General features: G+C 71.5%; 20 protein-coding genes. 11 read left to right on the plus strand and 9 right to left on the minus strand.

From position 1 onward, the window contains the following. The first annotated feature begins 3 nt into the window (after positions 1-3). Both ACZ4MH_RS06230 and ACZ4MH_RS06235 read left to right on the plus strand, forming a co-directional pair. Complete coding sequence (locus ACZ4MH_RS06230; RefSeq protein WP_351591170.1) at positions 4-1,185, plus strand: acyltransferase family protein; 1,182 nt, start codon at positions 4-6, stop codon at positions 1,183-1,185. A gap of 244 nt (positions 1,186-1,429) precedes the next feature. Next, positions 1,430-2,626, plus strand: coding sequence for a cation:proton antiporter (locus ACZ4MH_RS06235; RefSeq protein WP_351591166.1), 1,197 nt, complete (start codon positions 1,430-1,432; stop codon positions 2,624-2,626). Between the two features lie 37 nt (positions 2,627-2,663). Here the strand turns inward: ACZ4MH_RS06235 and ACZ4MH_RS06240 are convergent, their stop codons facing one another. After that, the gene (locus ACZ4MH_RS06240) at positions 2,664-3,806 is read right to left on the minus strand and encodes a PP2C family protein-serine/threonine phosphatase (protein WP_351591164.1); all 1,143 of its coding nucleotides are present in this window, start codon (positions 3,804-3,806) and stop codon (positions 2,664-2,666) included. Positions 3,807-3,933: 127 nt separating this feature from the next. On the opposite strand from ACZ4MH_RS06240, the gene ACZ4MH_RS06245 reads away from it, so the two are divergent. After that, positions 3,934-5,163: a GNAT family N-acetyltransferase gene (locus ACZ4MH_RS06245; protein WP_351591161.1), complete on the plus strand. Its 1,230-nt coding sequence runs from the start codon at positions 3,934-3,936 to the stop codon at positions 5,161-5,163. Positions 5,164-5,268: 105 nt separating this feature from the next. On the opposite strand, the gene ACZ4MH_RS06250 is transcribed toward ACZ4MH_RS06245, so the two are convergent. Together ACZ4MH_RS06250 and ACZ4MH_RS06255 are read right to left on the minus strand one after the other, a co-directional pair. Continuing rightward, the gene (locus ACZ4MH_RS06250; RefSeq protein ID WP_351591158.1) at positions 5,269-6,078 is read right to left on the minus strand and encodes an Fpg/Nei family DNA glycosylase; all 810 of its coding nucleotides are present in this window, start codon (positions 6,076-6,078) and stop codon (positions 5,269-5,271) included. 7 nt (positions 6,079-6,085) lie between these two features. After that, the gene (locus ACZ4MH_RS06255) at positions 6,086-6,574 is read right to left on the minus strand and encodes a ribose-5-phosphate isomerase (protein ID WP_351591155.1); all 489 of its coding nucleotides are present in this window, start codon (positions 6,572-6,574) and stop codon (positions 6,086-6,088) included. Positions 6,575-6,786: 212 nt separating this feature from the next. Between ACZ4MH_RS06255 and ACZ4MH_RS06260 the strand changes: the two genes are divergently transcribed. Continuing rightward, positions 6,787-8,199: an amino acid permease gene (locus ACZ4MH_RS06260; RefSeq protein ID WP_351591245.1), complete on the plus strand. Its 1,413-nt coding sequence runs from the start codon at positions 6,787-6,789 to the stop codon at positions 8,197-8,199. A 132-nt stretch (positions 8,200-8,331) separates the two neighbouring features. On the opposite strand, the gene ACZ4MH_RS06265 is transcribed toward ACZ4MH_RS06260, so the two are convergent. Next, entirely contained in the window at positions 8,332-8,931 is a 600-nt protein-coding gene (locus ACZ4MH_RS06265; RefSeq protein WP_351591152.1) for a biotin transporter BioY, read from the minus strand. Between the two features lie 315 nt (positions 8,932-9,246). Here ACZ4MH_RS06265 and ACZ4MH_RS06270 point away from each other — a divergent pair, with 315 nt between their 5' ends. From ACZ4MH_RS06270 to ACZ4MH_RS06280, 3 genes are all read left to right on the plus strand, one after another. Beyond that, positions 9,247-10,674 (plus strand): amino acid permease, encoded by a 1,428-nt coding sequence (locus tag ACZ4MH_RS06270; RefSeq protein WP_351591149.1) that lies wholly within the window; start codon positions 9,247-9,249, stop codon positions 10,672-10,674. A 196-nt stretch (positions 10,675-10,870) separates the two neighbouring features. Beyond that, positions 10,871-12,295 (plus strand): amino acid permease, encoded by a 1,425-nt coding sequence (locus tag ACZ4MH_RS06275; protein ID WP_351591146.1) that lies wholly within the window; start codon positions 10,871-10,873, stop codon positions 12,293-12,295. 173 nt (positions 12,296-12,468) lie between these two features. Further along, positions 12,469-13,110: a superoxide dismutase gene (locus ACZ4MH_RS06280; RefSeq protein WP_351591143.1), complete on the plus strand. Its 642-nt coding sequence runs from the start codon at positions 12,469-12,471 to the stop codon at positions 13,108-13,110. 129 nt (positions 13,111-13,239) lie between these two features. Here the strand turns inward: ACZ4MH_RS06280 and ACZ4MH_RS06285 are convergent, their stop codons facing one another. Continuing rightward, positions 13,240-13,878 (minus strand): mycothiol-dependent nitroreductase Rv2466c family protein, encoded by a 639-nt coding sequence (locus ACZ4MH_RS06285; protein WP_351591140.1) that lies wholly within the window; start codon positions 13,876-13,878, stop codon positions 13,240-13,242. A 135-nt stretch (positions 13,879-14,013) separates the two neighbouring features. Here ACZ4MH_RS06285 and pepN (ACZ4MH_RS06290) point away from each other — a divergent pair, with 135 nt between their 5' ends. Both pepN (ACZ4MH_RS06290) and ACZ4MH_RS06295 read left to right on the plus strand, forming a co-directional pair. After that, on the plus strand, positions 14,014-16,602 hold the full coding sequence (gene pepN, locus ACZ4MH_RS06290; protein WP_351591137.1) for an aminopeptidase N: 2,589 nt from the start codon (positions 14,014-14,016) through the stop codon (positions 16,600-16,602). Positions 16,603-16,726: 124 nt separating this feature from the next. Further along, positions 16,727-17,845 carry a hypothetical protein gene (locus ACZ4MH_RS06295; protein ID WP_351591134.1) on the plus strand — a complete coding sequence of 373 codons (1,119 nt, stop codon included), beginning with the start codon at positions 16,727-16,729 and terminating at the stop codon, positions 17,843-17,845. An 80-nt stretch (positions 17,846-17,925) separates the two neighbouring features. Here the strand turns inward: ACZ4MH_RS06295 and ACZ4MH_RS06300 are convergent, their stop codons facing one another. The 3 genes from ACZ4MH_RS06300 to ACZ4MH_RS06310 form a co-directional block, all read right to left on the minus strand. Continuing rightward, positions 17,926-19,080, minus strand: coding sequence for a serine hydrolase domain-containing protein (locus ACZ4MH_RS06300; RefSeq protein ID WP_351591131.1), 1,155 nt, complete (start codon positions 19,078-19,080; stop codon positions 17,926-17,928). 111 nt (positions 19,081-19,191) lie between these two features. Next, on the minus strand, positions 19,192-20,931 hold the full coding sequence (locus ACZ4MH_RS06305; protein WP_351591128.1) for a TIGR03767 family metallophosphoesterase: 1,740 nt from the start codon (positions 20,929-20,931) through the stop codon (positions 19,192-19,194). 287 nt (positions 20,932-21,218) lie between these two features. Beyond that, positions 21,219-21,770: an HPP family protein gene (locus tag ACZ4MH_RS06310; RefSeq protein ID WP_467754256.1), complete on the minus strand. Its 552-nt coding sequence runs from the start codon at positions 21,768-21,770 to the stop codon at positions 21,219-21,221. A 286-nt stretch (positions 21,771-22,056) separates the two neighbouring features. Here ACZ4MH_RS06310 and ACZ4MH_RS06315 point away from each other — a divergent pair, with 286 nt between their 5' ends. After that, positions 22,057-23,088: an aspartate-semialdehyde dehydrogenase gene (locus ACZ4MH_RS06315; protein ID WP_351600283.1), complete on the plus strand. Its 1,032-nt coding sequence runs from the start codon at positions 22,057-22,059 to the stop codon at positions 23,086-23,088. A 94-nt stretch (positions 23,089-23,182) separates the two neighbouring features. On the opposite strand, the gene ACZ4MH_RS06320 is transcribed toward ACZ4MH_RS06315, so the two are convergent. Beyond that, the gene (locus ACZ4MH_RS06320) at positions 23,183-23,704 is read right to left on the minus strand and encodes a DUF1203 domain-containing protein (protein ID WP_351600285.1); all 522 of its coding nucleotides are present in this window, start codon (positions 23,702-23,704) and stop codon (positions 23,183-23,185) included. Between the two features lie 182 nt (positions 23,705-23,886). Between ACZ4MH_RS06320 and pepN (ACZ4MH_RS06325) the strand changes: the two genes are divergently transcribed. After that, entirely contained in the window at positions 23,887-26,454 is a 2,568-nt protein-coding gene (gene pepN, locus ACZ4MH_RS06325; RefSeq protein ID WP_351600287.1) for an aminopeptidase N, read from the plus strand. The last annotated feature ends 69 nt before the right edge of the window (positions 26,455-26,523 follow it).

Raw genomic sequence — 26,523 nt, forward strand, 5'->3', positions numbered from 1 at the left:
CAGATGTTCCACGGCGATCAGCGAAGTCCGCTCCCCCCGGCCAAGGAATCGACCGCCACGGCCGCGCCCCCGGCCGAGAAGCCGGCCACCCCTGCCGCACCGGCGGGGAAGCCGGCCGGCCCGGCCGCACCCCAGCAGAAGAAGGCCCGTGACCCCTTCTTCGACAACGCCAAGTACCTGGCGATCGTGCTGGTCGCGATGGGCCACTCCTGGGAGCCGCTGACCGACGGCAGCCGCGCCGCCGAAGCGCTCTACATGGTCGTTTACACGTTTCACATGCCGGCGTTCATCATCATCTCCGGTTACTTCTCGCGCAGCTTCGACATGCGCAAGGACCGGCTGCAGCGGCTGATCACCGGCGTCGCCGTGCCGTACGTGCTCTTCGAGGTCGCCTACAGCTTCTTCAAGCGCTGGGCCGACCACGACCCCGGCCACCCGATCAGCCTCCTCGACCCGTGGTTCCTGACCTGGTTCCTGGTCGCGCTGTTCATCTGGCGGCTCACCACTCCGCTGTGGAAGATCGTGCGCTGGCCCGTCCCGCTGGCCCTGGTCATCGCGATGCTGGCGTCCGTCTCGCCGGACATCGGCGACGACCTGGACCTCCAGCGGGTCCTGCAGTTCCTGCCGTTCTTCGTCATCGGGCTCTTCATGAAGCCCGAGCACTTCCAGTGGGCGCAGCGCCGCGCGGTGAAGTGGGCCTCGCTGCCGATCTTCGCGTCGGCGCTGGTGATGGCGTACTGGGCCGGGCCGCGGATGACCTCGGCGTGGTTCTACCACCGGGACAGCGCGCAGGAGCTGGGCGCGCCCTGGTGGGCGGGCCTGGTGATGACGCTGGCCCTCTTCGGCTGCTCGGCGGTGCTGGTGACCTGCTTCTTCGCCTGGGTGCCGAAGCGCCGGACGTGGTTCACGGTGCTGGGCGCCGGCACGCTGTACGGCTATCTGCTGCACGGCTTCCTGGCGAAGGGCTCGCGCTTCTGGGGCTGGTTCGACGACTACCAGTGGCTGCACACGCCGCTGGGCGAGATCGCGGTGACGGTCATCGCGGGGGCCGTGGTCACCGCGCTGTGCACGCCGCCGGTGCAGCGGGCCTTCCGGTGGGCGATGGAGCCGAGGATGGCCTGGGCGTTCAAGAAGGACCCGGCCGAGACGGCGCGGGCGCGCGGCTCGGCGAGGACGCCGACGTAGGCGCAGGAGTCCTGGGACATCAGGGTGCGGGGCGGCAGCGATGCCGCCCCGCACCTTTTTCGTGCGCGCGCGGGCTCCGCCCCGTCGGCGGCAAGGGCCGGTGAGCGCGGCCAGAGAGCCTCCAGTAATCATTTGGTAAACTAACTACTGGCGCTTTCTTGACCAACCCTTGACTCTTTTTTCTCTCCCTTGCCCGTCGCCGAGCCCTGGAGGAGCCATCGGACACACGGAGACCCTCATCGCCATGGGCGGCGCCTTCCTGGCCGCCGCCGTCCTCGCCCGCGTCGGCAACCGCATCGGTCTGCCGACCATCCCCCTGTTCATCCTGGCCGGGATCCTCCTCGGCCCGCACACCCCCGGCATCGTCCTGGTCGCCGACCCGCACGACCTGGAGATGCTCTCCCTCCTCGGCCTGGTGCTGCTGCTCTTCTACCTGGGCCTCGAGTTCCATCTGGACGACCTCAAAACGGGCGGCCGCAAGATGGCCCTCGCGGGCGGCGCGTACCTCGCGCTGAACGTCGGCGCCGGCCTCGGCTTCGGCTTCGCGCTCGGCTGGGGCACGGCGGAGGCGCTGGTACTGGCCGGCGTGCTCGGCATCTCCTCGTCGGCGATCGTCACGAAGGTCCTGGTCGACCTGGGCCGGCTCGGCAACCCCGAGACCCGCCCGATCCTCGGCATCATCGTGGTCGAGGACATCTTCCTCGCGCTGTACCTCGCGGCCCTCCAGCCGGTCATCTCCGGCGCCGACTCGATGGCCGCGGCGGCCGGGGACGCCGGCAAGGCGTTCGGCTTCCTGCTGCTGCTCGCGGCGGCGGCCCGCTGGGGCACGAAGCTGATCGGCCGCCTGATCGCCACCCGCGACAACGAACTCCTGGTCATCTCCTTCCTCGGCGCCGCCGTCCTGGTGGCCGGGGTCTCGGAGTGGTTCGGCGTGGCCGACGCGATCGGCGCGTTCATGGTCGGCCTGATGCTGGGCAGCACGAGCTCCGGCGCGCGCATACGGGAGCTGGTGCACCCGCTGCGGGACGCGTTCGGCGCGATCTTCTTCTTCGCCTTCGGGCTGTCCATCGCCCCTGGCGACCTGCCGACGGTGCTGTGGCCCGTACTGGCAGCGGTCGCGGTGACGCTGCTGATGAACGTCCTCGCGGGGATCGTCGTCGCCCGCCTCTACCGGTTCGGGCCGCGGCCCGCCGCGAACATCGCCACGTCGCTGCTGGCCCGCGGCGAGTTCGCGCTGATCCTCGCGACGATGGCCGCGACGGCGGGCCTGGACGAGCGGCTGTCGCCGTTCATCGCGGGGTACGTGCTGATCCTGGCGGTACTGGGGCCGCTGGCGGCGGGCCGGGCGAATTGGCTGGCGCGCGTTCTTCCGGGCCGTGCGGCGAGCCCCGCGGGGGCACCGGCCGAAGCGGAGCCGGTGGGGGCCGGGCGCGGCGCGTGACCGTGGCGCGGGCCGGCGGGCCCGCGGCAGGTGGCGCTCAGTCCCGGCAGATCAGCAGCAGTGCGCGGTCGTCGTGCACGTCCTTGGCGACCGCCTCGATCAGATGCCAGGCGGCACCGGCGAAGCCGGCGGTCACATAGCGGTCGGCCTCGCCGGTGAGGCGGTCGATGCCCTCGGCGATGTCCCGGTCGGACGCCTCGACCAGCCCGTCGGTGAAGAGCATCAGCACGTCACCGGGGCGCAGCGTGCCCTTGATCGGGTCGAAGTGGGCGCCGTCCATGATGCCGAGCAGCGGGCCCTCGGCCGCCTTCTCCTCCCAGCGGCCGCTGCCCGCGCTCAGCTGGAGGGCCGGCGGATGCCCGGCGGAGAACAGCTCGTAGTCCCCGGACTCCAGGTCCAGTACGAGGTGGATGGCGGTCGCGAAGCCCTCGCTCCAGTCCTGGCGGAGCAGGTAGCCGTTGGCCGCGGGGAGGAAGCCGTGCGGCGGCAGCGAGCCGAGCAGGCCGCCGAACGCGCCGGACAGCAGCAGCGCGCGGGACGCCGCGTCCATGCCCTTGCCGGAGACGTCCGTGAGGACGACCTCCAGGATGTGGCCGCCGTGCGTGCGCGAGGCGACGACGAAGTCGCCGGAGAAGGACTGGCCGCCGGCCGGGCGCAGCGACATCTCCCGGTGCCAGCCCGGCGGCAGCGGCGGCAGCGCGCTCTGTACGCGGATGCGTTCACGCAGGTCGAAGAGCATCGTGCCGCCGCGCCGCCAGGGCACCCCGACCCGGCTGCGGAACTGCGCGATCAGCAGCCCGAAGAGGCCCACGGCGGCGACCACCAGGACCGTGCCGGGCGTGATGCGGTCCGGGCCCTGCTCGTACGGGCCGAGGACCGCGGCCTCCACGATCAGGGCCATCGCCGCCGTGCCGTACAGGGCCAGCAGGCTGGCGGGCCGCAGCAGCAGGCCGCCCGCGACGATGGGCAGGACCAGGGCTGCCGGGGCGATCCAGTCGGGGTGCCAGACGGTGCCGCCCGTGATGGCCGGTACGGAGATCAGCAGGGCGGCCAGCGCGACCCAGTCGGAGCCGTCGCCGCGGAAGTAGTCGACCATGGCCTTGCGCACGCCGATGCGAGCCCGGTGCATCGCCTTGCGCACCCGGGCCGTCAGGGTCTCCGCTGCCGCGCCGCTCGCCATTGCTCCGCGACCATATCCACCCCTTTGGCGGCGCGTCGATTCGCGGCACGCCGCCGAAGGCAATTGCCAGGAAAATGTGTTCGAAATCCAGTCGCGTCCGCGAGGGGTCGGCTGCTACGCATGGCGTATGACGACACAGGTACGGACGCTGCGCGCGGCCGAATGGGACGGCTGGTACGGCAAGTTGGAGCGCGCCTTCGGCGGCGCGCCCGAGGCTCCCGAGGAGCGCGGGCTCTTCCGGGACCTCACCGAGGTGGACCGGTCGCTCGGGGTGTGGGACGGGTCCGAAGTGGTGGGCACGGCGGGCGCGTTCTCCTTCCGGATGAACGTGCCGGGCGGGGCGCTGCTGCCCGCGGCCGGCGTCACGATGGTCAGCGTGCAGCCGACGCACCGGCGGCGCGGGCTGCTGACGGAGATGATGCGGCATCAGCTCGCCGACGTACGCCGCCGGGAGGAGCCGCTCGCCGTACTGACCGCGTCCGAACCGGTGATCTACGGCCGGTTCGGATACGGCATGGCCACCCGCCAGGCCCAGCTGCGGGTGGAGACGAAGCGGGTCACGCTGTCGCTCCCGGACGGCACGGACGACGTACGGCTGCGGCTCGTGCCGCCCGCCGAGGCAGTGGCCGACTGCGAGCGGGTGTACGCGGCGGTGGCCGCGGGACGCCCCGGGATGCTCGCCCGGCAGCCCGGCTGGGAGCGGCTGCCGCTGCTGGACCCGCCCGGTGAGCGGGAGGGCGCGGGGGAACTGCTGTGCGTGCTGGCGGAGGTGGGCGGCGAGGTGCGCGGGTACGCGCGGTACTCGGTCAAGGCGGAGTGGAGTTCGAGCGGCCCGGACGGCATCGTCCAGCTGCGCGACATCGAAGCGCTGGACCCCGTCGTCCGGGCGGCCCTATGGGACTACCTGTTCTCCATCGACCTGACGTCCCGGCTGGTGAGCCACAACCGGCCGGTCGACGACCCGCTGCTGCACATGGTCTCCGACCTGCGGCGGTGCGAGCTGCGGGTGCGGGACGGGCTGTTCCTGCGCCCGGTGGAGGTCGGCGCCGCGCTCTCGGGGCGTACGTACGCGACGCCGGTCGATGTCGTCCTGGACGTCGAGGACGCGTTCTGCCCGTGGAACCAGGGGCGGTGGCGGCTGTCCGGCGACGCGAAGGGGGCGTCCTGCGAGCGGACGACGGACGCGGCGGATCTGGCGCTGTCGGTACGGGAACTGGGCGCGGCGTATCTGGGCGACACGTCACTGAGCGCGCTGGCGGCGGCGGGACGGGTACGGGAGCTGCGCGCTGGGGCGCTGGCCGAGGCGTCTGGAGCCTTTGGCTCCGATGTGGCGCCGTGGCTGCCGCACGGGTTCTGAGGAAGCGGCAAAATCAAGCCCGTCCGGCGATTGAGGACCGGGGTCCGGGGCGGAGCCCCGTGCAGGGCCCCCGCAGTCGGGGGACGGCAGCCGGACGGGCGCGCGTCAGCGCGTTTGGCAGGTCGGACACCAGAAAAGGTTCCGGTTGGCCAGGTCCGTCGTGCGGATGTCTGCCCCGCAGACATGGCAAGGTTGCTGCGCCCGCCGGTAGACGTACACCTCGCCGCCGTGGTCGTCGACGCGCGGCGGGCGGCCCATGGCCTCCGGCTCGTGTTCCGGCCGTACGGTGTCGATGCGGTTGTTGCGGACGCCTTCGCGCATGAGGAGGACCAGGTCCGACCAGATCGCATCCCATTCGGAGCGCGTCAGATCGCGGCCGAGGCGGTACGGGTCGATTCCGTGCCGGAAGAGGACCTCGGCGCGGTAGACATTACCGACGCCGGCGATGACCTTCTGGTCCATCAGGAGCGCGGCCACCGACGTACGGCTGCGGGAGATCCGCCGCCAGGCCCGCTCACCGTCGTCGGCGGCGCGCAGCGGGTCGGGGCCGAGCCGGTCGTGTATCGCCTGCTTGTCGGCGTCGGTGACCAGCGCGCAGGCCGTGGGCCCACGCAGGTCCGCGTAGTACCGCTCGTTCAGCAGCCGCAGCCGCACCGTGTCGGTGGGCGGCGGGGCCGGCGCCGTGCCGAAGCCGAGCTTGCCGAAGAGCCCGAGGTGGATGTGGACCCAGCCGGTCGCCGCGAAGCCCAGGAAGAGGTGCTTGCCGTGCGCCTCGGCGGCCTCCAGTACCTGCCCGTCGACCAGCGCGGCGCCGTCGGCGAACTTGCCCTGCGGGCTGGCCGCACGCACGGCCCGGCCGCCGAACCTCTCGAAGTGGTCGGCGGCCAGCCGGTGGATCGTGTGCCCCTCGGGCATCGTGGGGTCAGTCCTGCTGCGGGTGGTGCGCCGGGATCGCGGGCAGCTCGCCGGTGGTCTCGTACGCGGAGAGCATCTCGATGCGGCGGGTGTGCCGCTCCTCGTCGCTGTACGGCGTGGCGAGGAACGCCTCGATGAACTTGGTGGCCTCGTCCTGGGTGTGCATCCGGCCGCCGACGGAGATCACGTTGGCGTTGTTGTGCTCACGCCCGAGCTTGGCGGTCTCCTCGCTCCAGGCCAGCACGGCCCGTACGCCCTTGACCTTGTTGGCGGCGATCTGCTCGCCGTTGCCCGAGCCGCCGATCACGACGCCGAGCGCTGCCGGGTCGGCGGCGGTCTTCTCCGCGGCCCGGAGGCAGAACGGCGGGTAGTCGTCCTGGGCGTCGTAGATGTGCGGACCACAGTCGACGGGCTCGTGGCCATTGGCCTTCAGCCACTCGACGAGGTGGTTCTTCAGTTCGAAACCGGCATGATCGGAGCCGAGGTACACGCGCATGCGACGAGTGTGACACGGCGGGGTCCGGGTAGGCGCCGTTGGGTCTCCCTATGGGTCTACGGGCGGAAACTCCCGCGTTACGCGTCGTACATACATTCGTCGTACAAGTGCACGGAACCGCTAACGATCCGGAGTCGGGATCTTCCCGAACCCGGGTTACCGCAGATCTAATGCGGGAGCTCCAATCCATGAACCACACAAGGACGGTGCACATGGGCGCGCACCCGCCGACCACGACCGCAGAGCCGGCCACCGGCGACCCCGCCGACGGCCGGTCGCCGGAGGGCCTGCAGGCAGGTCTCAAGAACCGCCACCTGTCGATGATCGCCATCGGCGGGGTGATCGGCGCCGGCCTCTTCGTCGGCTCCGGCGCCGGCATCGCGGCCGCCGGGCCCGGCATCCTCCTCTCCTACGCGCTGACCGGCCTGCTGGTCGTCCTCGTGATGCGGATGCTCGGCGAGATGGCCGCCGCCTCGCCCACCTCCGGCTCCTTCTCCGCCTACGCGGACCGGGCGCTGGGCCGCTGGGCGGGCTTCACGATCGGCTGGCTGTACTGGTTCTTCTGGTCGGTCGTGCTGGCCGTCGAGGCGACCGCGGCGGCCGCGATCCTCACCAACTGGGTCCCGGCCGTCCCGCAGTGGGCCTGGGCGCTGCTGGTGATGATCGTGCTGACCGGTACGAACCTGATCTCCGTCGGCTCCTTCGGCGAGTTCGAGTTCTGGTTCGCCGGGATCAAGGTCGCCGCGATCGTGATCTTCATCGTGGCCGGCGCGCTGGCGATCTTCGGGCTGCCGCCGGGTGACGAGGCCGTGGGCATGGCCAACCTGACCGGACACGGCGGCTTCCTGCCGCACGGGCCGGGCGCGATCCTCTCCGGGATGCTGCTGGTCGTCTTCTCCTTCATGGGCAGCGAGATCGTCACCCTGGCGGCCAGCGAGTCGCCCAACCCGGTGCAGGCCGTCCGCAAGGCCACCAACAGCGTCATCTGGCGGATCGCGATCTTCTACCTCGGCTCGATCGCGGTGATCGTCACGCTGCTGCCGTGGGACGACAAGGCCGTGGAGGCGAGCCCGTACGTCGCCGTGCTGCAGTCGCTGGACATCCCGTACGCGGGCACGGTCATGGACGTCGTCGTGCTCACGGCCGTGCTGTCCTGTCTGAACTCCGGCCTCTACACCGCGTCCCGGATGGCCTTCTCGCTCGGCGAGCGGGGCGACGCGCCGAAGTCCTTCACCCGCGTCAACAAGGGCGGCGTCCCCGCGGTCTCCATCTGGGCCTCGGTCGCCTTCGGCTTCGTCGCGGTGATCTTCAGCTACACCTCGAAGGACACGATCTTCCAGTTCCTGCTGAACTCCTCGGGCGCGGTCGCGCTCTTCGTGTGGCTGGTCATCTGCTTCTCGCAGCTGCGGATGCGCCGCACGATCGAGCGTGACATGCCGGAGCGGCTGACCGTCCGGATGTGGCTGTACCCGTACCTCACGTACGCCACGATCGCGCTGATCCTCTTCGTCGTGGGCTACATGTTCTACAACCCCGAGGGCCGCCAGCAGATGATCATGTCCGTCATCGTCGGCCTCCTGGTCCTGGCAGTCGGCATCCTGCGCGACCGTCGGCGTACACGCTAGCTGTGGGCATTCGTTCCGCAGGGCGGAACGGGTGGGCACAGCGGAACCGGCCACCGGGCCGCACCCGGAAACGCACCGGGCCCCGCACCCCCAAGAGGAGGCGCGGGGCCCGTCCGCGTACGGGAAGGACGCTCAGCCCCGACGACCGGCCAGCCGCCAGGCGCCCGGCAGCGCCCCCATCGCCAGCGCCGCCTTCAGCGCGTCACCGATCAGGAACGGCACCAGCCCGGCCGCGACCGCCTGCCCGAGCGACATGCCCGTCGCCATCGCCAGGTACGGCACGCCGACCGCGTACGTGAGCGCCATGCCGACGACCATCGTGCCGGCGGTGCGCCACACCCCACGGTCCCCACCGCGCCGGGCCAGCGCGCCGACCACGGTCCCGGCCAGCAGCATGCCGAGGACGTACCCGAAGGACGCGCCGCCCGCACCGGCGGACGCGCCCGCGAACCACGGCACGCCGGCCATGCCGACCAGCGCGTACAGCGCGAGCGAGAGGAAGCCGCGGCCGGCCCCGAGCGAGGCGCCGACCAGCAGCGCGGCGAAGGTCTGGCCGGTCACCGGCACCGGGGAGCCCGGAACCGGTACGGCGATCTGGGCGGCGACGCCGGTGAGCGCGGCACCGCCGAGCACCAGCGCGGCGTCGCGGACGCGGGCGCGCGGGGCGGTGGCGGCGGGCAGCAGGTCGGCGAGGACAGCGCCCGGGCGGCTGGAGGCGGCGGCAAGGCTCATCGGGACTCCGCGGGGGTGAGAGACAACAGGGACGGACAACACGGTCGGTGCGAAGCATGCTTCGAACGGCGCTTTGAATCTAGACCAGCGGCGGTGGACTGATCATCGTGCGACGGCGACAAACGCGTCACACCGCACTTGGCGGCTTCCGCACTTCTCCCACGTCCGGCCGCGGACCGGCCAATTGGCCGTTTCTCCAGGTCACGTGATGCTCGTCACGACCGACGGGCCGATCGTCCGGGCATTTTGTGCTAGTGCGGCCCCGCCGGGGACACTGTGGAGTCCCCCCAACGTCTCCTGTGAGAGTACGAGCGCATGCACGACGCACCGACCACCTCCGGCACCGGCCCGACCGGTGGCGCGGACAGCGGCGAACCCCTGGCCGGCGGACTGAAGCAGCGTCATCTGACGATGCTGGGCCTGGGCGGCGTGATCGGCGCGGGCCTGTTCGTGGGCTCCGGCGCCGGCATCAAGGTGGCGGGCCCCGGCATCGCGCTGTCGTATCTGATCGCGGGCGCGCTGGCGATGCTGATCATGCGGATGCTGGGCGAGATGTCCTCGGCGATGCCCGCCTCGGGCGCGTTCTCGGTGCACGCGGAGCGGGCGCTGGGCCGCTGGGCGGGGTTCAGCGTGGGCTGGCTGTACTGGTTCATGCTCGTGGTCGTGCTCGCCGTCGAGGCGACCGGCGCGGCGCAGATCGCGAGCGGCTGGGTGCCGGCGGTCCCGCAGTGGGGCTGGGTGCTGCTCTTCATGCTGTTCTTCACCGCCGCCAACCTCGCCGCCGTCCGGAACTTCGGCGAGTTCGAGTTCTGGTTCGCCACGCTCAAGGTCGGCGCGATCGTGCTCTTCCTCGTACTGGGGCTGCTGGCGGTCTTCGGGGTGCTGCCGGCCTCCGGCGCGTACGACGGTGACCCGGTGGGCCTGGCGCACCTCACCGGCGACGGCGGGTTCCTGCCCAACGGCTGGTCCGGGGTGGTCTCCGGGGTGCTGGCCGTGGTGTTCGCGTTCGGCGGGCTGGAGGTCGTGACGATCGCGGCGGCCGAGTCCGACGACCCGGCGCGCGCGGTGGGCCGCGCGGTGCGCAGCGCGGTCTGGCGGATCCTGTTCTTCTACGTCGGCTCGATGCTGGTCATCGTCACCCTTCTGCCCTGGTCCTCGATCGAGCCGGGGAAGAGCCCGTACGTGGCGGTGCTGGACCGGCTGGGGGTGCCGGGCGCGGGCCAGATCATGAACGTGGTGGTCTTCGTGGCGCTGCTCTCCGCGCTGAACGCCAACCTGTACGGCTCCTCGCGGATGGTGTTCTCGCTGGCCGAGCGGGGCGAGGCGCCGCGTGGGCTGCTGAAGGTGTCGGGCGGCGGGGTGCCGCGCCGGGCCGTACTGGCCTCGGTCGCCTTCGGCTTCATCTCGGTCCTGCTCAATCTGAAGTGGCCGGATTCAGTCTTCCTCTATCTGCTCAACGCCGTCGGTGCGGTACTGCTCTTCGTCTGGGGCCTGATCGCCGTCTCGCAGCTGCGGCTGCGCCGCCGGCTGGAGCGCGAGGCGCCCGAGAAGCTCACTCTCCGTATGTGGGGTTTCCCCTGGCTCACCTGGGTGGCGCTGGCCGGCATGGCGGCCGTGATCGTGCTGATGCTGACCGACGCGACGGCCCGCCCGCAGCTGCTGTGGTCGGCCGGCGCGACCGCGCTGGTACTGCTGATCGCGGGCGCGCGCGAGGTGCGGGACCGGCGCCGGGCGTCGGCCTGACCAATGCCCGCGGGTGAGACGCCGGTCACCCTCCGTCGCTGTCGATCACGCCTCGGACGCGGTCGGTCACGATTCAGTCTGAATATCGAACAACAAGTGCACGACTGTTGTCCTGAGCGGACGCCCCGCCCAAACTGAGCGGGCTCAAATTGGAATTGCGTCAGCTCCGCTCTCACATCTTGGGACAGGTACGACCATGAATCGGACACCTTCGTCCACTGCGCCCGAGCGCGGGCCGGCCGACCAGGCCGCGGGCGCCGGACCGGACGGCGGCACCCCGCTGTCCAACGGGCTCAAGCAACGCCACCTCTCGATGATCGCGCTGGGCGGCGTGATCGGTGCCGGGCTCTTCGTCGGCTCCCGCGAGGGCATCGCGGCGGCCGGGCCCTCCATCGTCATCGCGTACGCCATATCCGGCTGCCTGGTCATGTTGATCATGCGCATGCTGGGCGAGATGTCCGCGGCCAACCCCGCCTCCGGCTCCTTCTCCGTGCACGCCGAGCGGTCGATCGGCTCCTGGGCCGGCTTCACCGCGGGCTGGATGTTCACCGCGCTGCTGTGCGTGGCCGTCGCCGCCGAGGCGCTGGGCGCCGCCGACATCATGGTGAGCTGGTTCCCCGGCAGCGAGCCGTGGATGTGGGTCCTCCTCTTCATGGTGATCTTCTGCGGCACCAACCTCGCCGCGGTCGCCAACTTCGGCGAGTTCGAGTTCTGGTTCGCCACGCTCAAGGTCGCCGCGATCGGCCTCTTCCTGATCCTCGGCCTGCTCGCCATCCTCGGCCTGCTGCCCGGTACGGACGCACCCGGCGCCACGCACCTCACCGGTGACGGCGGCTTCCTGCCCAAGGGCACGGACGGCCTGATGGTCGGCCTGCTCGCCTCGGTCTTCGCGTACGGCGGCCTGGAGACGGTGACCATCGCGGCCGCCGAGTCCAAGGACCCGGTGCGCGGCGTGGCGCGCGCGGTGCGCACCGCGATGTGGCGGATCGCCCTCTTCTACGTCGGCTCGATGGCGATCATCGTCACCGTCATCCCGTGGAGCGCGCCGGAGATCGCCAAGACCGGCCCGTACGTCGCGGTCCTGGACTACCTGGAGATCCCGGCGGCCGGCCAGATCATGAACGTGGTCATCCTGGTCGCGCTGCTCTCCGCGATGAACGCCAACATCTACGGCGCGTCCCGGATGGCGTACTCGCTCACCTCCCGCGGCCAGGGCCCGAAGTTCCTGAGCAGGGTCAGCGGCGGCGTGCCGCGCTTCGCCGTGCTGCTCTGCTCGGGCTTCGGCTTCCTCACCGTGGTGTTCAGCATCCTGTGGCCGGACACGGTCTTCCAGTGGCTGCTGAACATGGTCGGCGCGGCCGTGCTGGTGGTCTGGGGCTTCATCTGCGTGGCCCAGCTGCGGATGCGCCGCCGGCTGGAGCGGGAGGCGCCGGAGCGGCTGGTCGTGCGGATGTGGGCGTTCCCGTTCCTCACCTGGGTGGCGCTGGCCGGCATCGCGGCCGTGCTGCTGCTGATGCTGCGGGACGAGGCGCAGCGAGTGCAGCTGTACTTCACCGGCGGCTTCGGGCTGGTGCTGGCCGCGATCGGTCTCGTACGGCAGAAGGCGCGCGCCCGCGACTGAGCGCGGCGCTTCCCCTTGAGGCGGGGCGGGACTCCTACCGGGGTCCCGCCCCGCCTCCGTCTTTGGGACCGGGACCCCGCCCCTTACCCGGCTTCCCCGCGTTCCTGCTGTTAGCCTGCTCTTGCAACTTAATTGCAACTACTGCTTTTGAGCAGCTTGGAGGCTCGGCGCACATGGCGACCTACACACTTCCTGAACTCCCCTACGACTACTCGGCGCTGGCGCCCGTCATCAGCCCCGAGATCATCGAGCTGCACCACGACAAGCACCACGCGGCTTACGTGAAGGGCGCCAACGACACCCTCGAGCAGCTCGCCGAGGCCCGCGACAAGGACCAGTGGGGCTCGATCAACGGCCTGGAGAAGAACCTGGCCTTCCACCTCTCCGGCCACATCCTGCACAGCATCTACTGGCACAACATGACCGGTGACGGCGGCGGCGAGCCGCTGGAGAAGGACGGCGTGGGCGAGCTCGCCGACGCGATCGCGGAGAGCTTCGGCTCCTTCGACAAGTTCAAGGCGCAGCTCACCAAGGCCTCCGCCACCACCCAGGGCAGCGGCTGGGGCGTCCTCGCCTACGAGCCGGTCACCGGCCGCCTCATCGTCGAGCAGATCTACGACCACCAGGGCAACGTCGGCCAGGGCTCGGTCCCGATCCTGGTCTTCGACGCCTGGGAGCACGCCTTCTACCTCCAGTACAAGAACCAGAAGGTCGACTTCATCGAGGCCATGTGGCGCGTCGTCAACTGGCAGGACGTCGCCAAGCGGTACGCGTCCGCGAAGGAGCGCGCGCACAACCTGCTCCTGGCGCCGTAGGCGCCGGAGCGCCGGTAATCGTCCTGCCTCGTGATCGTCTTCTCAACCTTCACTCGGCAGGCGGATAAAGGGAAACCCCCGCGAGGACGTGACTCGCGGGGGTTTTCTGTACGGCGACGGAAAGCGGGATCAGTCGAAGCTCGGGGCCGCCGTGCGGGTGCGCTTGATTTCGTAGAAGCCCGGGATGGAGGCGACCGCCAGGGTGCCGTCCCAGAGCTTGGCGGCCTGTTCGCCCTTCGGGGCCGGGGTGACGACCGGGCCGAAGAAGGCGATCTGCTCGCCGTCGGAGCCGGGCACGGCGATCACCGGGGTGCCGACCTCCTGGCCGACCAGGTCGATGCCCTCCTTGTGCGAGGCGCGCAGCCGCTCGTCGTGCGCGTCGGTGTCGGCGGCGTCCGCCAGCTCGGCGGGCAGCCCCGCCTCCTCCAGCGCCGCGAGGATCGTCTCGCGGGTGCGCGGCAGCCCCTGGTTGTGGAAACGGGTGCCGAGCGCGGTGTACAGCGGGGCCAGGACCTCGCTGCCGTACTTCTCCTCCGCCGCGATGCAGACCCGGACCGGGGCCCACGCCTCGGTCCGCATCATTTCCTGGTACTGCTCCGGCAGGTCGTCGAGCTTGTCCTCGTTGAGCACCGCGAGGCTCATCACGTGCCAGCGCACCTCGACCGGCCGCACCTTCTCCACTTCGAGCATCCAGCGGGAGGTCAGCCAGGCCCAGGGGCACAGCGGGTCGAACCAGAAGTCTGCCGGGGTCTTACCGGTGTCGGACACGGTCTCTCCTTGAGGTCTGCCGAGAGGGTCGGTAGCCGGTTCAACCCACGCGCGCCGTGCCATGATTCCCAGTGTTCGATATGCGAGACGAAGAGATCGCCACGAAGACGAGAACGAAGACGAAGGAGTCACGTCGTGCCCGGTGAGAATCTGTCCCGAGACGAGGCCCGTGAGCGGGCCCGGCTGCTGGCCGTCGACGGGTACGAGGTGGCGCTGGACCTGCGGTCAGCGGTGGCCGAGGGGGCGGCGGCCCGTACCTTCCGGTCCGTCACCACCATCCGTTTCCGCAGCTCGCAGCCGGGCGCCGACACCTTCGCCGACCTCATCGCGCCCGAGGTCAGCCGCGTGACCCTGAACGGCCGCGAGCTGGACCCGGCGGCCGTCTTCGACGGCGCCCGCATCACCCTGCCGGACCTGGCGGTGGAGAACGTCCTCGTCGTTGACGCGCAGTGCGCCTACAGCCGCACCGGCGAGGGCCTGCACCGCTTCGTCGACCCCGAGGACGGCGAGGTCTACCTCTACACGCAGTACGAGCCGGCCGACGCCCGCCGGGTCTTCGCGAACTTCGAACAGCCCGATCTGAAAGCGCCTTTCGAGTTCGAGGTGACCGCGCCCGAAGGCTGGGTCGTGCTCAGCAACGGCGCGGAAGAGGGCACCGGCGACGGCGGGGTGCACCGTTTCGCCCGTACGAAGCCCATCTCCACGTACATCACGGCCGTGGTCGCCGGCCCGTACCACTACGTCTCCGACACCTACCGGCGTACGTTCGCCGACGGCACCGAGCTGGAGGTCCCGCTCGGCGCGCTCTGCCGCAAGGGGCTGGCCCGCCACTTCGACGCCGACGACGTCTTCACCGTCACCAAGCAGGGCCTGGACTTCTTCCACGACCACTTCGACTACCCGTACCCCTTCGGGAAGTACGACCAGGCGTTCGTGCCCGAGTACAACATCGGCGCGATGGAGAACCCGGGCTGTGTGACGTTCCGCGAGGAGTTCATCTTCCGGGGGAAGGTGACGCAGGCGTCGTACGAGCGCCGGGCCAATGTGATCCTGCACGAGATGGCCCACATGTGGTTCGGGGACCTCGTCACCATGGAGTGGTGGGACGACCTGTGGCTCAAGGAGTCCTTCGCGGACTTCATGGGCGCCCTGTCGCTGGTGGAGGCGACCCGGTTCAGCAACGGCTGGATCACCTTCGCCAACGGGCGGAAGGCGTGGGCGTACCGTGCCGACCAGCTGCCCTCGACGCACCCGATCACGGCCGACATCCGCGATCTGGAGGACGCCAAGCTCAACTTCGACGGGATCACCTACGCCAAGGGTGCGTCGGTGCTCAAGCAGCTGGTGGCGTATGTCGGGCGGGACGCCTTCCTGGACGGGGCGCGGCGCTACTTCAAGCGCCACGAGTACGGCAACACCACGCTGACCGACCTGCTGACCGCGCTGGAGGAGACCTCGGGCCGCGACCTGGCCGCCTGGTCCCGCTCCTGGCTGCAGACGGCCGGCGTCAACGCGCTCACCCCGCAGCTCACCTACGACGCCCAGGACCGCATCACCGAGCTGGCCGTCCTGCAGGAAGCCTCCCCCGCGCGGCCCGAGCTGCGGCCGCACCGGGTCGCGGTCGGCCTGTACCGCCGCCAGGGCGCTGACGGCTCGCTGGTCCGGTACGCGCGCGCCGAGCTGGACGTCTCCGGGCAGCGCACGGTCGTCGCGGAGCTGGCCGGGGCCGAGCGGCCCGACCTGGTCCTGGTCAACGACGAGGACCTGACGTACTGCAAGGTCCGCTTCGATGAGCGGTCGCTGGCCACCCTGCGCGGCCACCTCGGCGAGATCGCCGATCCGATGGCGCGCGCCCTGTGCTGGTCCGCGCTGTGGGGCCTGACCCGCGACGGGCTGATGCCGGCCCGCGACTACCTCGACATCGTGCTGCGGTTCGCCGGGCGGGAGTCCGACATCGGCGTGCTGCAGACGCTGCACGCCCAGGCCCGCACCGCGCTGCACCACTACGCGGCGCCCGACTGGCGGCAGTTCGGCGCTCAGCAGCTGGCCCAGGGCGCCCTGCACGAGCTGCGCGTCGCCGAGCCCGGCAGCGGCCACCAGCTCACCTGGGCCCGCTTCTTCGCCTCCGTCGCCTCCACCGAGGCCGACCTGCAGCTGCTGGGCGGCCTGCTGGACGGCACCGCGAAGATCGACGGCCTGGGCGTGGACCAGGAGCTGCGCTGGGCGTTCCTGGAGCCGCTGGCCTCGCACGGCGCCGCCGACGCGCGGCGCATCGACGCCGAACTGGCCCGCGACGACACCGCGTCCGGCAAGCGCCACCACGTACGCTGCCTGGCCGCCCGTCCCGACGCCGCGGTCAAGGCGCGCGCCTGGGCGGACGTGGTGGAGTCCGACGCGCTCTCCAACGCCCTGGTGGAGGCCACGATTTCGGGCTTCGACCAGGCCGGGCAGCGCGACCTGCTGGCCCCGTACGCGCCGAAGTACTTCGAGGAGATCGGGCGGCTCTGGCAGGAGCGATCGATCGAGATCGGGATGGCCGTGGTCCGCGGCCTCTTCCCGGCGCTGCAGAGCAGTCAGGAGACGCTGGACGCGGCCGACGCCTGGCTCATCGGGCACGCGGACGCGCCGCCCGCGCTGCGCCGGCTGGTGTCGGAGTCGCGGGACGACCTCGCGCGGGCGCTGCGGGCACAGGCTTGTGACGCAAACATCGGCGCGAAGCCGTAACCCTCAGTAGGACCAGCACTTATCGGCCGTCGAACGCCCGTACTTTAGGCCGTGCTTGTGCGGAAACGTCGACGGATCGGTAACAGCGGTTAGGGGGCGGCGCGGGCGCGGGAATGGCGGGGGCATGAACCACAACACCCCGCTCTCGCCCCGCCCGCTCCACCACCTCGCCGATGTACGCCACCGTGTCCTCACGTCCCGGCAGTTGCGCGAGCACGGCATCGCGCCGTCCGACCTCGCCGAGCGCTGCCGGCCCGGCGGCCCCTGGCAGCAGATCCTGCCGGGCGTCCACCTGCTCCACCCCGGCCCGCCCACCAGCGAGGAGCGGCTGCACGCCGTCCTGCTGTACGCGGCCCGGCGCACGCCGGCGGCCGCCACGAACCCGGACGGCGAACCGGCCGTGCCGGCCCAGGGCGGCGGCGCCGACCGCCACGAACCCGAGGCGATGATCACCGGGCTGGCGGCGCTCGCCCTGCACCGCTTCTCCTCGGCTCCCCCGCTGCTCTCCCTGGACCGCATCGAGGTGCTCGTGCCGCGCTCGCGGCGGCTGCGCTCGGCGGGCTTCGCGCAGGTCGTACGGGCCCAGACGCCGCCGCCCGCGGTGGCGGTCACCGGCCTGCCGGTGGCCCCGGTCCCCAGAGCGCTGGCCGACGCGGTGGCCCGGCTGACCGGCCCGCAGACCACCAGGGCCGGAATGGGGGAAGCGGAGATGACCGCGCTGGAGGCGGTCGGCGGGCCGACGGCGATCCGCCGGCTGCTGTCCGAGGCGGTGCGCGGCGGGCACTGCGACCCGACGGCCGTGGTGCGGGAGCTGAGCCGGGCGCGGCTGCTGGGCAGGCCGCAGGTGATGGACGCGGTGGACGGCCTGCTGGCGGAGGGCCGGGCGCTCGCCGAGGGCCTGCTGTACGCGCTGGTGCGCGAGTACCGGCTGCCGGACCCGGTGTGGAACGTGGACCTGCGGCTGCCGGGCGGCCCGTACCTCGGCGGCGTGGACGCGTTCTGGCCGGTGCAGGCGGTGGCGCTGACGATCGACGCGCGGTCCCCGAAGTACGCCGACCAGACGCTGTGGCCGGAGCACACCCGCACCCGTGAGCGGCTGGAGCGCCTCGGCATCACGGTCGTGCAGGTGACGCCGAAGAAGCTGCGCGAGGCCCCCGAGCAGCAGGCGGTGGTGGTGCGGACCGCCCTGATGGCGGCGGCGGACCGGGAGCCGAGCGCGTACGTGGCGGTGCTGCCGAAGTAGCGCCCGCTCGTGGAGCAGCGGAGGGGCGGGTCCGGTGCCGGACCCGCCCCCGCGCGCGTTTCAGGAGTACGTTCCCCGGCTCACTTGCCGCCGCAGAACTCCGCCTCGACCACCTGCTCGCCGTCGCCGGTCCAGTCCGCGTTGGAGTTGAACGCCGCGGCGTGCCGGCCGTCGCGGGTGCTGACGGCCTCCGAGGTCGAGCCGTGGATGCCGCCGCCGTGGCCGTAGAGCCGGACCCCGCAGGACAGCTTCTGGGTCATCAGGCCCAGCCCGTACCGGATGCCGGGCGCCTGCGCGCCGACCGGGACGGTGGTCAGCATCTCCTTCAACTGCCGCTGCGGGAAAAGCTTTCCGCGCAGCACCGCCGCGTAGAAGCGGTTGAGGTCCCCGGCCGTGGAGATCATCTCGCCGGCGGAACCCCCGAGCGAGGGGTTCAGCTCGGTGGCGTCGTAGATCTTCGGCCCCGGCTTCTCCACCAGCAGCTTGGAGTACGCGATGCCGTGCGGCCCGGGCATCCGCGAATCGGTGCCGGGCACGACGGTGTGGCGCAGGCCGAGTGGTTCGAGGATGCGCCGCTGGACCTCGGTGCCGTACGGCTTTCCGGTCGCCTTCTCGACGACCATGCCGGCCAGTACGTAGTTGGTGTTGGAGTAGCTCCAGGACGTGCCCGGCTCGAAGGTGGGCTTTCCCTTCATGGCGAGGCGGACGAGCTGCCGGGGCGTCCAGGTGTCGTAGCGGTGCTTCAGGAAGCCGGGCCCGGTCACCTTGTCGCGGAACTCCTTCTCCTCGAAGATCTCGCGGACGCCGCTGGTGTGGTTGAGCAGCTGCCGCAGCGTGATGCGGCTGCCGTCGTGGCCGTGCCCGTGAACGACGCCCGGCAGCCACTCCTCGACCGGGTCGTCCAGGTCGAGCCGGCCCTCCGCCTCCAGCTGGAGCAGGACGGTGGCCACGAAGGTCTTGGTGATGCTGCCGACGCGGAAGGCGTCGGCGGCGCCGCGCGGCTCGCCGGTGTCGAGGTTGCCGACGCCGGCGGTGGCCTTCCAGACCCGGCGCCCCTCGGCGACCTGGCCGATCATGCCCGGGACGCCCTTGGCGACCTGGGCTTCCATGGCGGCCCTGGTACGCGCGTGGCCGTCGTGGCCCGGTCCGGCGGCGGTGGCCGCGGGCGCGGTGAGCAGTGCCGTACCCGTGATGGCTGCGGCCAGGGCCCCGGCCAGTGCGGTCCGTGTTCTCATCGTCGTTCCCCCTCGCTGCGGCGCGCGCGGCGCCTGCTGCTGACTGCGGTCGGGGGAGGGGACCGCGCACCCCGGCCCGGAGTTGAGGGGCCGGCCGGGGTTGAGCGTCAATCAGCCACGCTTCACCAGCAGTTCGGTGTTGCGGTCGCCCGGCTGCCCCGCCAGGTCGGTGCGGGCCTGCGGCGCGTTGAAGGAAAGCTCCCGGTAGAGGGCGGACAGGCCGGTCTGCGAGAGGTCGTGGAAGTCGGTGCGGTGCGGCGCCGCGGACTCCACGAGCGTGGTGAAGAGCGACAGCGTCCCGTCATGGTTGTCCACCACCTCGATCACGCGCGCGAGCTGCGGGAAGTCGATGTGGGAGGCGGTGGAGACCTCCCAGAAGCCGTCGTGCGGGGTGATGTCGTTCTTGTGGCTGTGGCCGTTGATCCAGGCCAGAACGTTGCGGTGGCCGGACAGCAGCCTTACCAGCTCCTCGCCCCCGTGGCGGCCCTCGTCGGGCCGGGCCGGGTCCGGGCGGGTGTTGTCCATGGTCTTGCTGGTGTGGTGGCTGAAGACCAGGACGTAGGAGTCCTTGTGCTCCTTCAACTGCCGCTCCAGCCAGCGCAGCTGGGCGGTGCCGACGGAGCCGGTGTAGTGGCCGCCGGGGTCGGTGGTGTCCAGGCTGATGCCGATCACGTCGTCGGACACCGGGAAGGTGTAGTACAGCCGGTCGTCGTGGAGGTTGGCGTCGGTGAAGCCGTGGCCGTGCGGGCCCGCGCCGGTGTGGGCGGGGTCGAGGTGGGCGCGTACGTACTCGGCGCGGGTGAACGGCGCACGGCGCGGGTCCGGCGTCACCTGCCGGGTGTGCCGGCGGTTCGCCTGCATCAGCGCCTTGAAGTCGGCGCCCGTGGGGTCCAGGCCCTTCTTCACGGCCGTCCAGACCCGCTTCGCCTGGTCCGCCGGCAGCGTCTCCAGCTTCCGGCCGCCGGTCGCGACCTCCGTCCAGTACGAGTCGCCGGGCGCGTAGCAGCCGCCGGGCAGCTGGTCGTGGTTGCCGACGGTGGTGTACCAGGGGATGTCCAGCCCGGGACTGTGCACGGTGCGCAGCGCGGCGTCCAGGAAGCCGGGCAGCCGCGGGAAGCCCAGCTGCTTGTCGGCGTCCCGCAGGTCGCTGCCCGGCTGCCAGTACAGCTTCAGGCCGCTGTCCTGCACGCCTTCGTAGTGCCGCGGGTCGCCGGTGTTCGGGACGATGCGGCCGCCGCTCATCGCGCCGAGGAACCACTCCAGTTCGATCTTGGAGTTGTTGTCGGTGTTGTCGCCGGTGGTCATGACGAAGCCGAGCGGGGAGCCGGTGGCCGGGCCGCCCTTGAGCGCGTTGACCCGCTCGATGAGCGAGACCATGCCGGCCACCGACAGCGCCTCCTGCGGGCGCCAGGCGCTCGCGGTCTGCGCGCGGAGGTACTCGTACCGCAGCGGGCTCTGCACGTCGACCAAGTGCAGATCGGTGAACTGGGCGAAGGACGCGAGCGTGGTGCGCCGCTCGTCCCGGCCCGAGCGGGCGGCGGCCAGCTCGGTACGGACGACGCGGGACCAGGCCGGGCCGTCGCCGAGGCGGCGGTAGCCGGTGGTGCCGCGCGGGGTGGCGACGGAGTCGAGGGTGGTGCCGCGGCGGAACGGCACGGGCGGCACGGCGGGCGCGGCGACCGGCTGCGGCGCGAAGGGCGCGGGCCCGGTGGGCCGGGTGGGCACGGCGGTGGCCTGCCCGCCGCTCAACCCGAGGGTCAGCCCGGCACCGGCGGCGGCGCCGGCCACTCCGGTGGCGGCGAGGAAGGTACGGCGGTCGAGGGTGGCGGCGGCGGACCGTGTGCGGGACATGCGCGGACTCCCCGAGTGCGGACGCGGTGGTGTCGGGGCGGGCCGGCCGCCCCCTCACCGGGGATGTTTCGCACCGGGGGTGGACTGTGCGTGAACATGACCACAACGTGCGTCGCCGATCTCCGCACAGGGATCACCCGGGCGTCCGGCGTGGCCCGCCCGCCACCGGACGCTCGGAGATCCGGCGCCCGCGCTTCATGTGACGTTCACGTCATGGGGTAGCGGCAAGCGCACGGACACACGCGTCCTGTACTCGGGCACACGCGGTCTGTACTCGGGGCGGCGCGTCACCACCAGTACATCGGATAGCGGCGGCCGGTCAGGCGGTGCAGGCACAGGCCGACCAGGGTGAGGAGCACGGTGGCCGCCACCAGCAGGGGCAGGAACGCCAGCGGGTCGGGCCCCTCGAAGCCGACGATCACGGACGTGGCGACGCCGGGCGAGTGCGGCGCGCGGGCCAGGGACGTCGCCCCGAACGCCAGCGCGCCGGCCGCGGCCGCGCTCCAGACGCCGGGCCCCGCGACGGCCACCACGGCGAAGCCGGCGGTGGCCCCGAGCAGGTGGCCGCCGATGACGTTGCGCGGCTGCGCGAGCGGCAGCGCCGGGGCGCCGGCGATCAGCGCGGCACTGGCCGCGAGCGGCGGAATGAGCACCGGGTGCCGGATGAGCACCCCGGTCCCGGCCAGCAGCAGCAGCGCGAGGCCGATCGCGGCGGTCGCGGCCAGCAGGACGAGGGGGCGGGGGCGTGGCGGGGCGGCGGAGCGCAGGGCGCGCGCGGCGCGGCCGGGCGCGGGCGCTTCGGCCTCCGGGGCGTCGACGACGGGGGCAGGGGCGGTCACGGGAGCCTTTCCGGGGGCGGGCTACGCCCCGTGCAGTACCGGTACGTGCGTCTTTCGCGCCGGCACCTCGTTGTGACCTTCGCCTGTCTTCGCACTGATCTTTGACTGCGAGATTATGGGAGAGCACGCGCTGCTCAGAACTCGTTTGCCCCTGAGGCACACTTCTTGCCCCGCTCCACTTCCTGAAACGGATTGGACAAGGCGACGGGTGTCACACGCATGATGGAGGGACTTCTGAGCAGGGTTTCCAGTCGGAAATCGTCGCCAGTTCCCTAGAAGGAGTGCCATGAGGATCGGAATCGTCGGAGCCACCGGCCAGGTCGGCGGTGTGATGCGAGGGATCCTCGCCGAGCGGAACTTCCCCGTGGAGCAGCTGCGGCTGTTCGCCTCGGCACGGTCCGCCGGACGGACGATCCCGTGGCAGGACACCGAGATCACGGTCGAGGACGCGGCGACGGCCGACTACTCGGGCCTGGACATCGTCCTCTTCTCCGCGGGCGGCGCGACCGCCAAGGAGCTGGCGCCCAAGGTCGCCGCGGCCGGCCCGATCGTGATCGACAACTCCTCCGCCTTCCGCCGCGACCCCGAGGTGCCCCTCGTGGTCTCCGAGGTGAACCCGCACGCGGTCGCGGACCGCCCCAAGGGCATCATCGCCAACCCGAACTGCACGACGATGGCCGCCATGCCCGTGCTGCGCCCGCTGCACGACGAGGCGGGGCTGACCGCGCTGGTCGTCGCGACGTACCAGGCGGTCTCCGGCTCCGGCCTGGCCGGCGTGGCCGAGCTGGACCAGCAGGCCCGCAAGGCCATCGAACAGGACGCGACGAAGCTCACGCACGACGGCGCCGCGGTGGAGTTCCCCGAGCCGGACAAGTACGTCCGCCCCATCGCCTTCAACGTGCTGCCGATGGCGGGCTCGATCGTGGACGACGGCCTCAACGAGACCGACGAGGAGCAGAAGCTCCGCAACGAGAGCCGCAAGATCCTGGAGATCCCCGAGCTGAAGGTCTCCGGCACCTGCGTGCGCGTCCCGGTCTTCTCCGGCCACTCCCTCCAGGTCAACGCCCGCTTCGAGCGCCCGATCAGCCCCGAGCGGGCGACCGAGCTGCTGGCGGGGGCGCCCGGCGTGGCCCTCTCCGACGTGCCCACCCCGCTGGAGGCCGCCGGCCAGGACCCGTCCTACGTCGGCCGCATCCGCAAGGACGAGACAGTCGAGCACGGCCTGGCGCTCTTCCTCTCCAACGACAACCTCCGCAAGGGCGCGGCGCTCAACGCCGTCCAGATCGCGGAGCTGGTCGCCGCCGAGCTCAAGGGCTGACGCCTTCACGACGACGCCCGCGGGGCCCGTACGGATCACGTCCGTACGGGCCCCGCGCCGTTCAGGGCCCGCCGGTCAGGGCCTGCGCACCCGGCTACGGCCGGCGCACCTCGAAGTGGAAGCAGCCGTACTCCACGGCCCGTACGTGCACCAGCGCGGTCTCCGGGTCGGCGAACGCCTCCGTCAGCGCCCGGTCGACGGCCGCGTCGGCGTCCTGGGGCAGCTCCAGCAGCGCTCCCCCGGCGATGTGCCCGGCCGCGGTGTACCGCCGCAGGACCCGCAGCGCGCCGGGCCGCGCGAACGGATGGCCCACGGCGTCGCGGTCCGGTCCGGCGCACTCCTCGGCGTGAATGAAGACCGGCCCCTGCTCGTCGTACGCGCCGGGCTCGGCGCCCGTCGCGGCGGCCCACCGCCGCAGCGGCGCGTACGACACGAGCGCGACCCGCTCCCCGGCCCGCACGCCCCGCAGGCAGCATCGCAACGGGCTCCCGACGCACTCCACCGGCACCCCGTCCTCGGACGCGGTGAACGGCCGCATCGCCTGCCCGGCGTCATCGGCGGTACGCAGTTCCTTGAGAGCGACGGCCCCGATGGGCCGCGCGAGGTAAGTGGTCATACCTCCACCCTCGCCGCCCCGCGCCCAGAACTCCGGCGGAAAACGGACGCGACGCTGCCCGGGGCCCGGCTCGCTCCGAGGCCGCGCCGCGACGCCTCCTTGTCTCCCACCCCCTGTCACCCCGTGGAGTGGTGGCCGCGTGGAAGGATGGGCGGAACGTCCGATGCGAAGGAGATGACCGCGTGCCTGGCACGAATCTGACCCGCGAAGAGGCGCAGGAGCGGGCGCGCCTGCTGACCGTCGACGCGTACGAGATCGATCTGGATCTGAGCGGCGCGCAGGAAGGGGGCGTTTTCCGGTCCGTGACCACGGTGCGTTTCGACGTGGCCGAGGACGGGGCGGATTCGTTCATCGATCTGGTGGCGCCGGCCGTGCACGAGGTGGTGCTCAACGGCGCGCCGCTGGACGCCGCCGCCGTGTTCAAGGACTCGCGGATCGCGCTGACGGGACTGCGGTCCGGGCGCAATGAGCTGAAGGTCGTGGCGGATTGCGCCTACACCAATACGGGTGAGGGGCTGCACCGCTTCGTCGACCCGGTGGACCAGCAGGCTTATCTGTACACGCAGTTCGAGGTGCCGGACGCGCGGCGGGTATTCGCGTCGTTCGAGCAGCCGGACCTCAAGGGCACGTTCCAGTTCACGGTGAAGGCGCCCGAGGGCTGGACCGTGGTGTCCAATTCCCCGACGCCGGAGCCCACCGACAATGTGTGGTCCTTCGAGCCGACACCGCGGATCTCCAGCTACATCACCGCGCTGATCGTGGGCCCGTACCACGCCGTGCACAGCAGTTACGAGAAGGACGGGCGAAGCGTGCCGCTGGGCATTTACTGCCGGCCCTCGCTCGCCGAATTCCTGGACGCCGAGGAGATTTTCGCGGTCACCCGGCAGGGATTCGACTGGTTCCAGGAGAAGTTCGACTACGCGTACCCCTTCGCGAAGTACGACCAGCTCTTCGTGCCGGAGTTCAACGCGGGCGCGATGGAGAACGCCGGCGCGGTCACCATTCGCGACCAGTACGTCTTCCGCTCGAAGGTGACGGACGCGGCGTACGAGGTGCGCGCGGAGACCATTCTCCACGAGCTCGCGCACATGTGGTTCGGCGACCTGGTCACCATGGAATGGTGGAACGACCTGTGGCTGAACGAGTCGTTCGCGACGTACACCTCGATCGCCTGCCAGGCGTACGCGCCGGGCAGCAAGTGGCCGCATTCCTGGACCACGTTCGCGAATTCCATGAAGACCTGGGCCTACCGCCAGGACCAGCTGCCCAGCACGCACCCGATCATGGCCGAAATCCGTGACCTTGACGACGTGCTCGTCAATTTCGACGGCATTACGTACGCCAAGGGCGCGAGCGTGCTGAAGCAGCTCGTGGCCTATGTCGGTATGGATGAATTCTTCCGGGGCGTGCAGCAGTACTTCAAGGCGCACGCGTACGGGAACACCCGGCTCTCCGACCTGCTCGGCGCGCTGGAGGAGACCTCCGGCCGGGACCTGAAGACCTGGTCGAAGAAGTGGCTGCAGACGGCCGGCATCAACATCCTCCGCCCGGAGGTCGAGACGGACGCGGCGGGCAACGTCACCTCCCTCGTCATCCGCCAGGAGGCCCCCGCGCTCCCCGAGGGCGCGACCGGCGAGCCGGTGCTGCGCCCGCACCGCATCGCGGTCGGCTGCTACGACCTCAAGGACGGCAAGCTCGTCCGCTCCGACCGCATCGAGCTGGACGTGGACGGCGAGCGCACCGAGGTGCCGTTCCCCGCGAACACCCCGCGCCCTGCGGTCATCCTGCTCAACGAGGACGACCTGTCGTATGCCAAGGTCCGCCTCGACGAGGAGTCCCTGAAGACGGTCACCGCGCACCTCGGCGACTTCTCCGAGTCGCTGCCGCGCGCGCTGTGCTGGGCCTCGGCCTGGGACATGACCCGGGACGGCGAGCTGGCCACCCGCGACTACCTGGAGCTGGTGCTCTCCGGCATCGGCAAGGAGTCCGACATCGGCGTGGTGCAGTCGCTGCACCGCCAGGTGAAGCTGGCGCTGGAGCTGTACGCGGCGCCGGAGTGGCGCGAGACCGGCCTCGCGAAGTGGACCGACGCCTGCCTCAAGCAGCTGCGTGCCGCCGAGTCCGGCAGCGACCACCAGCTGGCGTGGGCCCGCGCGTTCGCCGCGACGGCCCGTACGACCGCGCAGCTGGACCTGCTGCAGAACCTCCTCGACGGCACCGAGGAGATCACCGGCCTCGCCGTCGACACCGAGCTGCGCTGGGCGCTGCTGCAGCGGCTGGCCGCCACCGGCCGTGCCGACGAGAAGGCCATCGCGGCGGAGCTGGAGCGGGACCGGACCTCGGCGGGCGAGCGGTACGCCGCGACCGCCCGCGCGGCCCGCCCGACGGCGGAGGCCAAGGCCGAGGCGTGGGCGTCGGTCGTGGAGTCGGACAAGCTCCCGAACGCCGTGCAGGAGGCCGTCATCGGCGGCTTCGTGCAGACCGACCAGCGCGAGCTGCTCGCGCCGTACACGGCGCGGTACTTCGACGCGCTCAAGGACGTGTGGGAGGCGCGCAGCCACGAGATGGCGCAGCAGATCGCCGTCGGGCTCTACCCCTCGCTGCAGGTCTCGCAGGAGACGCTGGACGCGACGGACACCTGGCTGGCCTCGGCCGAGCCGAGCGCGGCGCTGCGCCGCCTGGTGACGGAGTCCCGGGCGGGCGTGGAGCGTGCGCTGAAGGCCCAATCGGCAGATGCGGCTGCCGCCTGACGGCGGCGCTGAACGCGCAGTTCCCCGCGCCCCTTAAGGGGCGCGGGGAACTGCGCGAGCAACCCACGC

The organism is Streptomyces sp. NPDC026301 (genome assembly GCF_055567935.1).

Coding starts and splice junctions, on each gene's coding strand:
- ACZ4MH_RS06305 (WP_351591128.1), bottom strand. CDS start 20,931: ATGTCCCGCACACGGTCCGCCGCCGCCACCCTCGACCGCCGTACCTTC.
- ACZ4MH_RS06300 (WP_351591131.1), bottom strand. CDS start 19,080: ATGAGAACACGGACCGCACTGGCCGGGGCCCTGGCCGCAGCCATCACG.
- ACZ4MH_RS06270 (WP_351591149.1), top strand. CDS start 9,247: ATGCACGACGCACCGACCACCTCCGGCACCGGCCCGACCGGTGGCGCG.
- ACZ4MH_RS06315 (WP_351600283.1), top strand. CDS start 22,057: ATGAGGATCGGAATCGTCGGAGCCACCGGCCAGGTCGGCGGTGTGATG.
- ACZ4MH_RS06230 (WP_351591170.1), top strand. CDS start 4: ATGTTCCACGGCGATCAGCGAAGTCCGCTCCCCCCGGCCAAGGAATCG.
- ACZ4MH_RS06265 (WP_351591152.1), bottom strand. CDS start 8,931: ATGAGCCTTGCCGCCGCCTCCAGCCGCCCGGGCGCTGTCCTCGCCGAC.
- ACZ4MH_RS06250 (WP_351591158.1), bottom strand. CDS start 6,078: ATGCCCGAGGGGCACACGATCCACCGGCTGGCCGCCGACCACTTCGAG.
- ACZ4MH_RS06275 (WP_351591146.1), top strand. CDS start 10,871: ATGAATCGGACACCTTCGTCCACTGCGCCCGAGCGCGGGCCGGCCGAC.
- ACZ4MH_RS06320 (WP_351600285.1), bottom strand. CDS start 23,704: ATGACCACTTACCTCGCGCGGCCCATCGGGGCCGTCGCTCTCAAGGAA.
- ACZ4MH_RS06280 (WP_351591143.1), top strand. CDS start 12,469: ATGGCGACCTACACACTTCCTGAACTCCCCTACGACTACTCGGCGCTG.
- ACZ4MH_RS06255 (WP_351591155.1), bottom strand. CDS start 6,574: ATGCGCGTGTACCTCGGCTCCGATCATGCCGGTTTCGAACTGAAGAAC.
- ACZ4MH_RS06240 (WP_351591164.1), bottom strand. CDS start 3,806: ATGGCGAGCGGCGCGGCAGCGGAGACCCTGACGGCCCGGGTGCGCAAG.
- ACZ4MH_RS06295 (WP_351591134.1), top strand. CDS start 16,727: ATGAACCACAACACCCCGCTCTCGCCCCGCCCGCTCCACCACCTCGCC.
- ACZ4MH_RS06245 (WP_351591161.1), top strand. CDS start 3,934: ATGACGACACAGGTACGGACGCTGCGCGCGGCCGAATGGGACGGCTGG.
- ACZ4MH_RS06260 (WP_351591245.1), top strand. CDS start 6,787: ATGGGCGCGCACCCGCCGACCACGACCGCAGAGCCGGCCACCGGCGAC.
- ACZ4MH_RS06235 (WP_351591166.1), top strand. CDS start 1,430: ATGGGCGGCGCCTTCCTGGCCGCCGCCGTCCTCGCCCGCGTCGGCAAC.